Origin of the sequence: Streptomyces sp. NPDC102490, from assembly GCF_044765285.1 — a bacterium.
In the GTDB taxonomy this organism is placed as follows: Bacteria; Actinomycetota; Actinomycetes; order Streptomycetales; family Streptomycetaceae; genus Streptomyces.
Window position 1 is genome coordinate 593429 of record NZ_JBIWJU010000002.1, and the last position, 13929, is coordinate 607357.

Sequence of the window (13929 nt, forward strand, 5' to 3'; positions counted from 1 at the left end):
GGGGATGCATGGCCACCGTCGAACTCCGCTTCAGCGCGCTGCCCGAGCACGTCCGGACCGCCCGTCTGGTGGCGGCCGCGGTGGCGCGCAGGGCCGGAGTGGACGAGGCCGTCCTCGACGAGGTCAGGCTCGCCGTCGGCGAGGCCTGCACTCGGGCCGTGGGCCTGCATCAGCACGTCGGCATCACGGCGCCGGTCAAGGTGGCGCTGATCGAGGAGGAGAAGCAGTTCTCCATCGAGGTCGGCGACGAGGCGCCGCACGCGGTCCCCGGGATCAAGACCTCGGGGCTCGCCGCAGACGAGCTGGAGGCCGAGGAGGACCAGATGGGCCTCGCGGTCATCAGCGGGCTCGTGGACGACGTGGAGGTCACGGCCGGCGAGGACGGCGGGCTGATCCGCATGACCTGGCCGACCGCGCCGGCGGTGCTGCCGCCGATCTGATTTCTGCGTCGACCCCCGTGTCACCCGAAGGGCCCCACCTGGTGGGGCCCTTTGTCATGTGCGGACATACATTGGGACCGTGCGAGCGCCAACCGTGCGGGCGCCAAGTGAATTCCTTCACGATCAATCACATATGAATTGATCACCGAATGGATCACGGCATTAATGCCGGAGGGGCATTACTACTTCCGGCCCCCGTGCGGTTGACAGGTCAATTCCATTTGTCGTGCACTGTTTTGATCAGGTTCCGGTACCTACAATCCCGTCCACATCTTGAGCTCAGCCCAAGCGTCAAGGAGGACGAATGGCGGAGCTTTCCACCCCTCATCAGTTGGGCGATCCCTCCCACCTCGCAGCCGCCGTGCTGACCGACTCGAACCGCGCCCTGGTCGCGGTCATCGCGGTCGTCGCCCTGGCCGCGCTGGTGCTCGCCGGTGTCCTGGTGCGCCAGGTGCTCGCGGCGGGCGAGGGAACCGACAGCATGAAGAAGATCGCGGCGGCCGTCCAGGAAGGCGCGAACGCCTACCTGGCTCGGCAGTTGCGCACGCTCGGCGTATTCGCCGTCGTCGTGTTCTTCCTGCTCATGCTGCTGCCCGCGGACGACTGGAATCAACGTGCCGGACGTTCGATCTTCTTCCTGATCGGCGCGGCGTTCTCGGCGGCCACCGGCTATATCGGTATGTGGCTCGCCGTGCGCGCCAATGTGCGCGTCGCCGCGGCGGCGCGGGAAGCGACCCCGGCCCCCGGCGAACCGGAAAAGGATCTCACTCTCGTCTCGCACAAAGCGACGAAGATCGCGTTTCGTACGGGCGGCGTCGTCGGCATGTTCACGGTGGGGCTCGGCCTGCTGGGCGCCTGCTGCGTGGTGCTGGTGTACGCGGCCGACGCGCCGAAGGTCCTGGAGGGCTTCGGCCTCGGTGCCGCGCTGATCGCGATGTTCATGCGCGTCGGCGGCGGCATCTTCACCAAGGCCGCCGACGTCGGCGCCGACCTGGTCGGAAAGGTCGAGCAGGGCATTCCGGAGGACGATCCGCGCAATGCCGCGACCATCGCCGACAACGTGGGCGACAACGTCGGCGACTGCGCGGGCATGGCGGCCGACCTCTTCGAGTCGTACGCCGTCACCCTGGTCGCCGCGCTGATCCTCGGCAAGGTGGCCTTCGGCGACTCCGGGCTGGCGTTCCCGCTGCTGGTCCCGGCGATCGGTGTGATCACGGCGATGATCGGCATCTTCGCGGTGGCGCCCCGGCGCTCCGACCGCAGCGGCATGAGCGCGATCAACCGGGGCTTCTTCCTCTCCGCGGTGATCTCGCTGGTCCTTGTGGCGGTCGCCGTCTTCGTCTATCTGCCCGGTTCGTACGCCGACCTGGACGGTGTCACCGACGCGGCGATCGCGGGCAGGAGCGGCGACCCGCGGATCCTCGCACTGGTCGCGGTCGCGATCGGCATCGTGCTCGCCGCCCTGATCCAGCAGCTCACCGGCTACTTCACCGAGACCACCCGGCGCCCCGTCAAGGACATCGGCAAGACCTCGCTCACCGGTCCCGCCACCGTCGTCCTCGCCGGGATCTCGCTCGGCCTCGAATCCGCCGTCTACACCGCCCTGTTGATCGGCCTCGGCGTCTACGGGGCCTTCCTGCTCGGCGGTACGTCGATCATGCTGGCGCTGTTCGCGGTGGCGCTGGCCGGCACCGGGCTGCTCACCACGGTCGGCGTCATCGTCGCCATGGACACCTTCGGGCCGGTCTCCGACAACGCGCAGGGCATCGCCGAGATGTCCGGCGACGTCGAGGGCGCCGGCGCCCAGGTGCTCACCGACCTGGACGCCGTCGGCAACACCACCAAGGCCATCACCAAGGGCATCGCCATCGCCACCGCCGTCCTCGCGGCGGCGGCCCTGTTCGGGTCGTACCGCGACGCCATCACCACCGGCGCGGCGGACGTGGGCGAGAAACTCAGCGGCGAGGGCGCGCCGATGAACCTGATGATGGACATCTCGCAGCCCAACAACCTCGTCGGGCTCATCGCCGGGGCGGCGGTCGTCTTTCTCTTCTCGGGGCTGGCGATCAACGCGGTGTCGCGGTCGGCGGGCGCGGTGGTCTTCGAGGTGCGCCGGCAGTTCCGGGAACGGCCCGGGATCATGGACTACAGCGAGAAACCCGAGTACGGCAAGGTCGTCGACATCTGTACCAGGGACGCCCTGCGGGAACTCGCCACGCCCGGCCTGCTCGCCGTGATGGCGCCCATCTTCATCGGGTTCACCCTCGGCGTGGGCGCGCTCGGCGCGTTCCTGGCGGGCGCGATCGGCGCCGGCACCCTGATGGCGGTGTTCCTCGCCAACTCCGGTGGCGCCTGGGACAACGCCAAGAAACTCGTCGAGGACGGCCACCACGGCGGCAAGGGCAGCGAGGCCCACGCCGCCACCGTGATCGGCGACACGGTCGGCGACCCGTTCAAGGACACGGCGGGTCCGGCGATCAACCCGCTGCTGAAGGTCATGAACCTGGTGGCGCTGCTCATCGCCCCCGCGGTCATCAAGTTCTCCTACGGCGCCGACAAGAGCATCGGGGTACGGGTGCTGATCGCCGTCGTCGCGTTCGTCGTCATCGCGGGGGCGGTCTACGTGTCCAAGCGGCGCGGGATCGCCATGGGGGACGAGGACGACTCCGACCCGGAACCCAAGTCGGCCGATCCGGCGGTCGTTTCGTAGTCCCGCGCTCGGGGCCGCCGCACGGCCTCTTGCGTGGCATGGCCCAAAGGGCGGGCGGACGGCGCGTATTGACGCGTCGTCCGCCCGTTCCGCGCGGGCGTGCGCCCGGTCACCGTGAGCCTTCTCTCTCTTGGTGCAAATGGCTTCAATACGGTCTTAACGGATGTTCGTCCGGTCGATGTCCTCCATCCGGCGTGTATGTTCCGGGGCCGAGAGCCATGGAAGGGACCAATCCGGTGAACAAGAAGCTCGCGGCCGCACTGTCCGGCGGTGCGGTACTGGTACTGGCGCTGACGGGATGCAGCAGCAGCGACGACAACGAGAAGCTGGACTCCTGGGCCAAGGACGTCTGCGAGGGCGTGCAGCCGCAGGCCAAGAAGATCGAGGCGGCCAACGCGGCGATCCAGAAGGAGACCTCGGACAACAGCACCCCCGCCGAGGTCCAGAAGACCGACGCGAAGGCGTTCCAGGACATGTCCGACGCCTACAAGGCGATGGGCGCCACCGTCCAGAAGGCCGGCCCCCCGGACGTCGACGACGGCGAGAAGAAGCAGAAGGACGCGGTCACCGAGCTGAACGGCCTGTCCTCGTCGTACGCCTCCCTGCGCAAGCAGGTGGAGGAGCTCGACACCAAGGACCAGGCCCAGTTCGCCGACGGCCTCAAGGACATCGCCACCGAGCTGAACAAGCTCAGCAAGAGCGGCAGCAACGCGCTGAAGACCCTGGAGGAGGGCGACGTCGGCAAGGCGATGGCCAAGCAGCCCAGCTGCAAGTCGGCCTCGGTGACGCCGTCGTCCGCCGAGGGCTGACGGGAGGGGCCTCCCCACGCGGACGCGGGGCGGGGCGGTGACCGCCGGGCCACAATGGGGGTGTGAGTAACGCCAGCCTGTCCCCCCTGCCCTCCGCCGACCGCCCCGACGTCACCGCCCGGCTGCGGGACGCCCTCCTCGGGGCGTCCTTCACCGCCGACGGACTGCTGGAGCTGCTCGGCGCCCCCGCGTACGCGGCGCTGTCGCGCAGCGAGACCGTGCCCGCGCTCCGGGCGACCCGCGGCGACACGCCGCTGGAACTGCTCGTCCGGCTGTTCCTGCTCCAGCAACCCGTCCCCCGCGCGCGCGTGGCGGACGTCCTGCCCGTCGACGCCTGCCTGGAGAGCGGATGGCTCGACCGCGCGGGCGACGACGAGGTCGCGGCCACCGTGGACGTACGGCCCTACGGCGGGCCCGACGGCGAGGACTGGTTCATCGTCTCCGACCTCGGCTGCGCGGTCGGCGGCGCCGGTGGCATCGGCCGCCACGCCCGGGGCGTCGTCCTCGGCGTCGGCGGCGCCTCCACGACCCTGGCGGGCCTCACCGTCCGTACGCCCGTCTCCGCCGCCCTCGACCTCGGCACCGGCTCCGGCATCCAGGCGCTGCACGCCGCCGCGCACGCCACGCGCGTGACGGCCACCGACGTCAACCCGCGCGCGCTGCACATCGCCGCACTCACCCTCGCCCTGTCCGGAGCGCCGGCCGCCGACCTGCGCGAAGGCTCCCTGTACGAACCGGTCGCCGACGACGAGACGTACGACCTCATCGTCTCCAACCCGCCGTTCGTGATCTCGCCCGGCGCCCGGCTCACCTACCGCGACGGCGGGATGGGCGGGGACGATCTGTGCCGCTCGCTCGTTCAGCAGACGGGGGAGCGGCTGAACGAGGGCGGGTTCGCACACTTCCTCGCCAACTGGCAGCACGTGGAGGGGGAGGACTGGACGGACCGGCTGCGCTCCTGGGTGCCGCGCGGCTGCGACGCCTGGATCGTGCAGCGCGAGGTGCAGGACGTCACCCAGTACGCCGAGCTGTGGCTGCGGGACGCGGGCGACCACCGCGGCGACCCGGCCGACTACCAGGCGCGGTACGACGCGTGGCTCGACGAGTTCGAGGCGCGCAAGGTCAAGGCCGTCGGCTTCGGCTGGATCACGCTGCGCCGGACCGGGGCCGCCGAGCCCTCGGTCGTCGCCGAGGAGTGGCCGCACCCGATCGAGCAGCCGCTCGGCGAGACCGTGCGCGCCCACTTCGACCGCGTCGACTACCTGCGCGACCACGACGACGCGGCCCTGCTGGAGGCGCACTTCACCCTGGCCGGCGAGGTCGTCCAGGAGCAGGTCGGGCTGCCCGGCGCCGAGGACCCGGAGCACGTCGTCCTGCGCCAGAACCGCGGCATGCGCCGGGCCACCCGGGTCGACACGGTCGGCGCCGGTTTCGCGGGCGTCTGCGACGGCACCATGAGCGCGGGGCGCATCCTGGACGCCATCGCCCAGCTGGTCGGCGAGGACCCGGTGGCCCTGCGCGACCGTACGCCCGCGCAGATCCGGCTGTTGGTGGAGCAGGGCTTCCTCGAACCGGCGTAGTCCGGCCCGGCCGCCGGGCGTGGGTGCGCCCACCCATTTCTTTTTCCGTGGCTCGCCGACGCCGCCCGCCCCACCCCGGCGCACGGGCGACCGGTCCGCCCGACGGCACCCGGCACAGCCGTCGGCTCCCCGTTCACCTCGGGTTCGCCTGCCCGTCGCCCGCGCGTGACAGCCTCCCCGGGGCTGGACACGCGCGGGCTGGAGAAAAGGGGCACGGGGACCATGGAGAGCGGGCCGGCGATCTTCGCGGGAGTGGTGTTCGCCCTGTTCGGGGCCGGTCTGCTGGTGTGGACCACGACACGGGTGCGGCACGGCCGGCCCGTCGCCCACGGTGTGAGCCCCGTCGCATCGGCGACCGTCGCGAGCCTCGCCGCCGTGGTCGCGCTGGGCCTCGGGGCCTGGTGCCTGACGCAGGTGTGAGCGGCCGGTTCCGGACCCCGGCCGGGGCGCCGCCCGGGTAATCGGGGGATCGCACTCCGGATACGTGCGTCGGGACGGGTGGGCACTCCGGGCGGCAGGAACAGGGTTCGTCGGGTTACCGTTCGAGTGGCCGTTGCGGGCTTTTCCCGTTTGACACGGGGGCGGGAGGTACCGTCACACTCCGCAGCGTCACGATCGAAACACAGAACGACCCGACCCGGGACCACGGCCTGGGGAGGCCCAGCGTCGACCGGAGAGAAGAGCGAAGTTGTCCCCGACCAGCGAGACCGCGAAGGGCGGCCGACGACTCGTCATCGTCGAGTCGCCCGCCAAGGCGAAGACGATCAAGGGCTATCTCGGCCCTGGCTACGTCGTCGAGGCGAGCGTCGGGCACATCCGCGACCTTCCCAGCGGCGCGGCGGAGGTACCGGAGAAGTACACCGGCGAGGTCCGCCGCCTCGGCGTGGACGTCGAACACGACTTCCAGCCCATCTATGTGGTCAACGCCGACAAGAAGTCCCAGGTCAAGAAGCTCAAGGACCTGCTGAAGGACTCCGACGAACTCTTCCTCGCCACCGATGAGGACCGCGAGGGCGAGGCCATCGCCTGGCACCTCCAGGAAGTCCTCAAGCCGAAGATCCCGGTCAAGCGCATGGTGTTCCACGAGATCACCAAGGACGCGATCCGCGCCGCCGTCGCCAACCCGCGCGAGCTGAACCAGAAGCTCGTCGACGCCCAGGAGACCCGCCGCATCCTCGACCGCCTCTACGGCTACGAGGTCTCGCCGGTCCTGTGGAAGAAGGTCATGCCGCGCCTGTCGGCCGGCCGCGTCCAGTCCGTCGCCACCCGGCTCGTCGTCGAGCGGGAGCGCGAGCGCATCGCGTTCCGCTCCGCCGAGTACTGGGACCTGACGGGCACCTTCGCGACGGGCCGCGCGGGAGACGCCTCCGACCCGTCGTCGCTGGTCGCCCGCCTCCAGACGGTCGACGGACGGCGTGTCGCGCAGGGCCGCGACTTCGACTCCCTGGGGCAGATCAAGAGCGCGAACACGCTCCACCTCGACGAGGCGAACGCCCGCGCGCTCGCCGCCGCGCTGGAGAACACCCGGTTCGCCGTCCGCTCCGTCGAGTCCAAGCCGTACCGCCGCTCGCCGTACGCCCCGTTCCGTACGACGACGCTCCAGCAGGAGGCCTCGCGCAAGCTCGGCTTCGGGGCGAAGTCGACCATGCAGGTCGCCCAGAAGCTGTACGAGAACGGCTACATCACCTACATGCGTACGGACTCCACGACCCTGAGCGACACGGCGGTCTCCGCCGCCCGCGCCCAGGTGACGCAGCTGTACGGCGCCGACTACCTGCCGCCCCAGCCGCGCACGTACGCCGGCAAGGTCAAGAACGCGCAGGAGGCGCACGAGGCGATCCGCCCCTCCGGCGACCGCTTCCGCACGCCCGCCGAGACCGGTCTGACCGGCGACCAGTTCAAGCTGTACGAACTGATCTGGAAGCGGACCGTCGCCTCCCAGATGAAGGACGCGACCGGCAACAGCGTCACGGTGAAGATCGGCGGCGCCGCCTCCGACGGCCGGGACGTCGAGTTCAGCGCGTCGGGCAAGACCATCACCTTCCACGGCTTCCTCAAGGCCTACGTCGAGGGCGCCGACGACCCGAACGCCGAGCTGGACGACCGCGAGCGCCGCCTGCCGCAGGTCGCCGAGGGCGACGCGCTGACGGCCGAGGAGATCACGGTCGACGGCCACGCCACCAAGCCCCCGGCCCGCTACACCGAGGCGTCGCTGGTCAAGGAGCTGGAGGAGCGCGAGATCGGCCGCCCGTCGACGTACGCGTCGATCATCGGCACCATCCTCGACCGCGGCTACGTCTTCAAGAAGGGCACGGCCCTCGTCCCGTCCTTCCTCTCCTTCGCCGTGGTCAACCTCCTGGAGAAGCACTTCGGGCGGCTCGTCGACTACGACTTCACCGCCAGGATGGAGGACGACCTCGACCGCATCGCCCGCGGCGAGGCCCAGGCGGTGCCGTGGCTGCGGCGCTTCTACTTCGGCGAGGGCGGCGGCGGCGCGGGCGGCGGCGCGGCCGACGCGGGCAACGGCGACGGGGACCACCTCGGCGGCCTCAAGGAACTGGTCACCGACCTCGGCGCGATCGACGCCCGCGAGGTGTCCTCCTTCCCCGTCGGCAACGACATCGTGCTGCGCGTCGGCCGCTACGGCCCCTACGTCGAGCGCGGTGAGAAGGACTCCGAGAACCACCAGCGCGCCGACGTCCCCGAGGACCTGGCGCCCGACGAGCTGTCCGTGGAGCTGGCGGAGGAGCTGCTGGCCAAGCCGAGCGGCGACTTCGAGCTGGGCACCGACCCGGCCACCGGCCACGCCATCGTCGCCAAGGACGGCCGCTACGGCCCGTACGTCACCGAGGTGCTCCCCGAGGGCACCCCGAAGACCGGCAAGAACGCCGTGAAGCCGCGCACCGCCTCGCTGTTCAAGTCGATGTCCCTGGACACGGTGACCCTGGACGACGCGCTGCGGCTCATGTCGCTGCCGCGGGTCGTCGGCACCGACGCGGAGGGCGTGGAGATCACCGCGCAGAACGGCCGCTACGGCCCGTACCTGAAGAAGGGCACGGACTCGCGGTCCCTCCAGAGCGAGGAGCAGCTCTTCGACATCACGCTGGAGGAGGCGCTGGCGATCTACGCCCAGCCCAAGCAGCGTGGCCGGGCCGCGGCCAAGCCGCCGCTGAAGGAGCTAGGCACCGACCCGGTCAGCGAGAAGCCCGTCGTCGTCAAGGACGGCCGCTTCGGCCCGTACGTCACCGACGGCGAGACCAACGCGACGCTGCGCTCCGGCGACAGCGTCGAGGAGATCACGCCCGAGCGGGGCTACGAGCTGCTGGCCGAGAAGCGCGCCAAGGGGCCCGCCAAGAAGACGGCGAAGAAGGCCGTGAAGAAGACGGCCGCCAAGAAGGCCCCGGCCAAGAAGGCGGCGGCGACCAAGAAGACGGCCGCCGCGAAGACCACGGCCAAGAAGACCGCCGCCAAGAGCACGGCGAAGAAGACGACCGCCAAGGCGGCCGCCGGAAAGACGGCCGCGTCGAAGGCGTCGGAGGACTGAGCCCCGCTCAGAAATCCCCGGATCGCTGAGCGGCGCCCTTCCGCGCCGCGCACGCTCTTCGCACAACGAACGCCCCGGCATCATTTCGGTGTCGGGGCGTGCGTACGTTCGGCCGCGCCCACCGGACTGTCGGCGGCGACCTATAGGCTGAACGCATGACGCGAGCCGAGCAGCCAACGGCCCCTCACCCCGCCCCGGACGACGCCCTGGTCGCGGACTCCCGCGAGCGCGCCGTCCGCGCCCTGCTGCGCCGTCCGCAGCTGAGGCGTTTGTGGAGCGCACAGCTCGTGGGGGGTGTCGGCGACATCCTCGCCCTGCTGGTGCTGGTCCTCCTCGCCGTACAGGCCGCGATCGGCGCGGGCTCGTTCGGCGGGGGATACCGGGGCGTGGCGTTCGCAGTGGCGACCGTTTTCGGCGTCCGCATCCTGGCGACGCTGCTCTTCGGCGCCGTCCTGCTCGGGCCCCTGACCTCACTCACCTCGCAGGACGGCCCGCTCGACCGGCGCTGGACGATGGTCGGCGCCGACGGGCTGCGGGCCGCGCTGCTGATCATCGCGCCGCTGTGGATCGACTGGACGCCCGACGACGCGCTCGCCGTCCTCCTGGTGACCGTCTTCGTCACCGGCGTCGCCGAGCGCTTCTGGACGGTGTGCCGGGAGAGCGCGGCCCCGGCGCTGCTGCCCGCCCCGCCCCTGGAGGGCGCGACGGTCCGGCCGCTGCCCGACCACATGGACGCGCTGCGCCGCCTGTCGCTGCGCACGAGCTTCGTGTCGATCCCCCTCGCGGCCGTCGTCCTGGTCGTCGCGGGGCTCCTGAACAACCTCCTGGGCGCCGGCGTCGACTGGTTCGCCGAGCACCAGGCGGCACTCGGCTCGTACGTCGCGGCCGGGCTGTTCGCCGCGTCCCTGTCCGTGCTGAGCTTCCTGGAACTGCCCGCGCTGCGCACCCCGCGCGCGCGGTCGCCGCTGGAGGGACTGCGCCGCCCCAAGAGCGGCAGCGGCGTCGACAAGGGCCGCACCGGAGTGCTCCCGCTGCTGGTGTCCGCCTGCGCCGCGGTCGCCGCGGTGGTGGCCGCCGCGGTCGCCGTGGCGGTGCTGCACGCCAAGGACCTGGGCGGCGGCCCCGTGCTGTACGGGCTGACGGTGGGCGCCCTGACCGGCGGCGTCGTCGTCGGCATCCGCACCGCCCCCGCCCTGCTGCCCTCCCTGTCCCGCCGGCGGCTGCTCGCCCTGGCCATCGCCTTCGCCGGCGTCACCCTGCTGGCCGCCGGACTGGTCCCGGACGACACCACCGTGCTGCTGCTCCTGGTGCTGGCCGGGGTCGGCGCGGGCGTGGCCGCGAACACCGGGCACGCGCTGCTCGACCAGGAGACCGAGGACCACCGCCGGGCCCGGACCACCGAGCACCTGCACGCGGTCGTCCGGGTCTGCGTGGCGCTCGGCGCGGTCGTCGGTCCCGTCGTGGCCGCGGCGATCGGACCGCACCGGCTGGAGAACGGCAAGTTCGTCTTCGCCCACGGCGGCGCCGCGTTCGTCCTGATGCTGCTCGGCGCCCTGCTGCTGCCGCTGGCCGCGCTGGTCCTGGCCAAGGTCGACGACCGCTCCGGCGTGCCGCTGCGGCACGACCTGCGGGACGCGCTGCTCGGCGGCGACGACCCGGTGCCGACGCCCGCCGCGACCGGTTTCTTCATCGCCCTGGAGGGCGGCGACGGCGCCGGCAAGTCCACCCAGGCCGAGGCCCTCGCCGAGTGGATCCGCGGCAAGGGGCACGAGGTCGTGCTCACCCGCGAGCCCGGGGCGACCCCGGTCGGCAAGCGCCTGCGCTCCATCCTGCTGGACGTCTCCAGCGCCGGGCTGTCGCACCGCGCGGAGGCACTGCTGTACGCCGCCGACCGCGCGGAGCACGTCGACACCGTGGTCCGGCCCGCCCTGGAGCGCGGCGCCGTGGTCATCTCCGACCGCTACATCGACTCCTCGGTCGCCTACCAGGGCGCCGGGCGCGACCTGTCGCCGACCGAGATCGCCCGCATCAACCGCTGGGCCACCAACGGGCTCGTACCGCACCTGACCGTCCTGCTCGACGTGTCGCCGGAGGCCGCGCGCGAGCGGTTCACCGAGGCGCCGGACCGGCTGGAGTCGGAGCCCGCCGAGTTCCACGCGCGCGTGCGCTCCGGTTTCCTCACCCTGGCCGCCGCCGACCCCGGGCGCTACCTGGTCGTGGACGCCGGCCAGGAGCCGGAGGCCGTCGGCACCGTCGTACGCCATCGGCTCGACCAGGTGCTGCCGCTGTCCGAGGCCGAGATCAAGGCTCAGGAGGAGGCGCGTCGCAAGGCCGAGGAGGAAGCCCGCCGCAAGGCCGAGGAAGAGGCCGCCCGCAAGGCCGAGGAGGAGCGCCTGGAGCGCGAGCGCCTCGCGGAGGAGGCGCGGGTGCGCGCCGAGGAGGAGGAGCGCAAGCGGCGCGAGCTGGAGGAGGCGCAGCGGCGCGAGGCCGAGCGGCAGGCCGAGGAGGCCCGGCAGCGGGCCGAGGAAGCCCGCCGCAAGGCCGAGGAGGAGCGGGCCCGGCTCCTAGCGGAGGAGAAGGCGCGCGCCGAGGAGGAGGCACGGCTGCGGGCCGAGCAGGAGCGGCGCCGCAAGCAGGCCGAGGAGGAGGAGCGGCTGCGCGCCGAGGCCGAGGCACGGCGCCTGGAGAAGCAGCGCAAGGCCGAGGAGGCCCTGCTGCGGGCCGAGGAGGCACGCCGGGCGGCGGAGCAGGCGGCGGCAGCGGCCGCGGCCGGTCCCAAGTCCGCGGCCCCCGCGGCGGCCGACTCGCCCCGCCCGAAGCCGGCCCCCTCGACGCCCACCGACGCGACGACGGTGCAGACCCCGATCGTGACCCCGACCAACGCCTCCGGCGGGCCGGTGGAGGACACGGCGGTCCTGCGTCCGGTGCGGGACACGCCCGAGGACGGCGCCGACGAGGCGAAGGGCGGCGGCCGGGCGTCCGGCGAGTCCGAGTCCGAGGTGACGACCGAGCTGCCCAAGCCGCCGGTGCCGTCCGGAACGGCGGACGAGACGGCGGTGCTTCCCGCGGTGGAGCCGCGGGACGCCGACGAGACGGCGGTCCTGCCGCCCGTGACGCCGCAGGGGGCCGCCGACGAGACGGCCGTCCTGCCGCCGGTACGCGGGGACGACCCCGCCGACCGGGTCCCGCCGGGCTACTTCCGCGAGGAGGGCCCGGCCGAGGAGGCCCAGGACCGTACGCGCGAGCTGCCCCGGATCGACCCCGACCAGGCACCGCCGCCCCGCAGGCGCCGCCCCGACTGGGCCGAGGAGACCCCGTTGGACGACCTGCCGACGCTGGCGGACGAGCTGCTCGGACCGCACGACGAGGGCGGCGAGGACGGCCACGACGACGGCCGCGGTGGCCGCGGCCGGGGCAGGGGCCGGGGACGACGCTGAGCACCGGGACCGCCGGGGCCGCGCGTGCCCGGCGGTCCCGCCGCGTTGTCAGTGCCGCCCCGCACAATGGAGGTCGCGACGGAATCGGCGCGGCCGCTCAGTGCGGTCGGCTCGGTGTGACGGAAGGACGGCGTGACCCATGACCGTGTGGGACGACCTCGTCGGGCAGGAGAAGGTGTGCGAGCCGCTCGCCGCCGCTGCCCGGGACGCCGACGCCTTCGTCACCGCCGTCGCGGCCGAGCGCCCGCTGCCGCAGGCGACGAGCATGACGCACGCCTGGCTGTTCACCGGCCCGCCCGGCTCCGGCGTGGCCCAGACGGCCCGGGCGTTCGCCGCCGCGTTGCAGTGCGTGAGCCCCGACCGTGCCCTGGGCGGCGTCCCCGGCTGCGGCTTCTGCGACGGATGCCACACGGCGCTGGTCGGCACCCACGCGGACGTCAGCACCGTGGTCGCCATGGGCGCCGAGATCCGCGCCCAGGACATGCGGGACACCGTCCGCAAGTCGTTCACCTCACCCGCGAACGGCCGCTGGCAGATCATCCTCGTCGAGGAGGCCGAGCGGCTGAACGAGAAGTCGGCCAACGCCGTCCTGAAGGCCGTGGAGGAACCGGCGCCGCGGACGGTCTGGCTGCTGTGCGCTCCGTCCGTCGAGGACGTCCTGCCCACGATCCGCTCCCGCTGCCGCCACCTGAACCTGCGCACGCCCTCGGTCGAGGCCGTCGCCGACATGCTCGTACGGCGCGAGGGCATCGAACCGGACGTCGCCGCCGCGGCGGCCCGCGCCACCCAGGGGCACATCGACCGCGCCCGCCGCCTGGCCACCGACAAGGCGGCCCGGGACCGCCGGGCCGCCGTGCTGAGGCTGCCGCTGCGGGTCGAGGACGTCGGCGGCGCCCTCAAGGCGGCCCAGGAGCTGGTCGACGCCGCGGCGGAGGACGCCAAGCAGCTCGCCGAGGAGATGGACGCCAAGGAGACCGAGGAGCTGAAGGCGGCGCTGGGCGCGGCCCAGGGCGGCCGGCTCCCGCGCGGCACGGCCGGCGTGATCAAGGACCTGGAGGCCGACCAGAAACGCCGCAAGGCCCGCACCCAGCGCAACAGCCTCGATCTCGCCCTGAGCGAGCTGACCGGCTTCTACCGCGACGTCCTCGCGCTCCAGCTCGGCTCCCGCGTGGCGATCGCCAACGCCGACGCGGAGGACGCCCTGGAGCGGCTCGCCCGCGGCAGCACACCCGAGTCCACGCTGCGCCGCATCGAGGCGGTCGCCGCCTGCGGCGAGGCCCTCGACCGCAACGTGCCCCCGCTGCTGGCGGTGGAGGCGATGACGATGGCGCTCCGGGCGGGCTGAGCGCGCGCCCTCCACGCGCCGGGGCGCACCCGGTTGACGCGGTAACACGTACGGGGCACGCAAA

At 72.6% G+C, this 13929-nt stretch carries 8 protein-coding genes; all 8 read left to right on the forward strand.

The genetic code is table 11. The features are described from left to right. The first annotated feature begins 8 nt into the window (after window positions 1–8). The 8 genes from ACIRGB_RS06150 (at window position 9) to ACIRGB_RS06185 (ending at window position 13865) form a co-directional block, all read left to right on the forward strand. A complete protein-coding gene (locus ACIRGB_RS06150) occupies window positions 9–440 on the forward strand; it encodes an ATP-binding protein (protein ID WP_403859097.1) in 432 nt (143 codons plus the stop codon). A gap of 304 nt (window positions 441–744) precedes the next feature. Next, on the forward strand, window positions 745–3150 hold the full coding sequence (locus ACIRGB_RS06155; RefSeq protein WP_403859099.1) for a sodium-translocating pyrophosphatase: 2406 nt from the start codon (window positions 745–747) through the stop codon (window positions 3148–3150). A gap of 218 nt (window positions 3151–3368) precedes the next feature. Beyond that, window positions 3369–3959: a small secreted protein gene (locus ACIRGB_RS06160; protein ID WP_403859101.1), complete on the forward strand. Its 591-nt coding sequence runs from the start codon at window positions 3369–3371 to the stop codon at window positions 3957–3959. Between the two features lie 62 nt (window positions 3960–4021). Continuing rightward, the gene (locus tag ACIRGB_RS06165; protein ID WP_403859103.1) at window positions 4022–5539 is read left to right on the forward strand and encodes a methyltransferase; all 1518 of its coding nucleotides are present in this window, start codon (window positions 4022–4024) and stop codon (window positions 5537–5539) included. 222 nt (window positions 5540–5761) lie between these two features. Further along, window positions 5762–5959, forward strand: a complete 198-nt coding sequence (locus ACIRGB_RS06170; protein WP_403859105.1) for a hypothetical protein — start codon at window positions 5762–5764, stop codon at window positions 5957–5959. A 268-nt stretch (window positions 5960–6227) separates the two neighbouring features. Then, window positions 6228–9083, forward strand: coding sequence for a type I DNA topoisomerase (gene topA / locus ACIRGB_RS06175; protein WP_403859107.1), 2856 nt, complete (start codon window positions 6228–6230; stop codon window positions 9081–9083). Window positions 9084–9238: 155 nt separating this feature from the next. Further along, entirely contained in the window at window positions 9239–12520 is a 3282-nt protein-coding gene (gene tmk, locus ACIRGB_RS06180) for a dTMP kinase (RefSeq protein WP_403859109.1), read from the forward strand. A gap of 139 nt (window positions 12521–12659) precedes the next feature. Beyond that, complete coding sequence (locus tag ACIRGB_RS06185) at window positions 12660–13865, forward strand: DNA polymerase III subunit delta' (RefSeq protein WP_403859111.1); 1206 nt, start codon at window positions 12660–12662, stop codon at window positions 13863–13865. Window positions 13866–13929 lie beyond the last annotated feature (64 nt).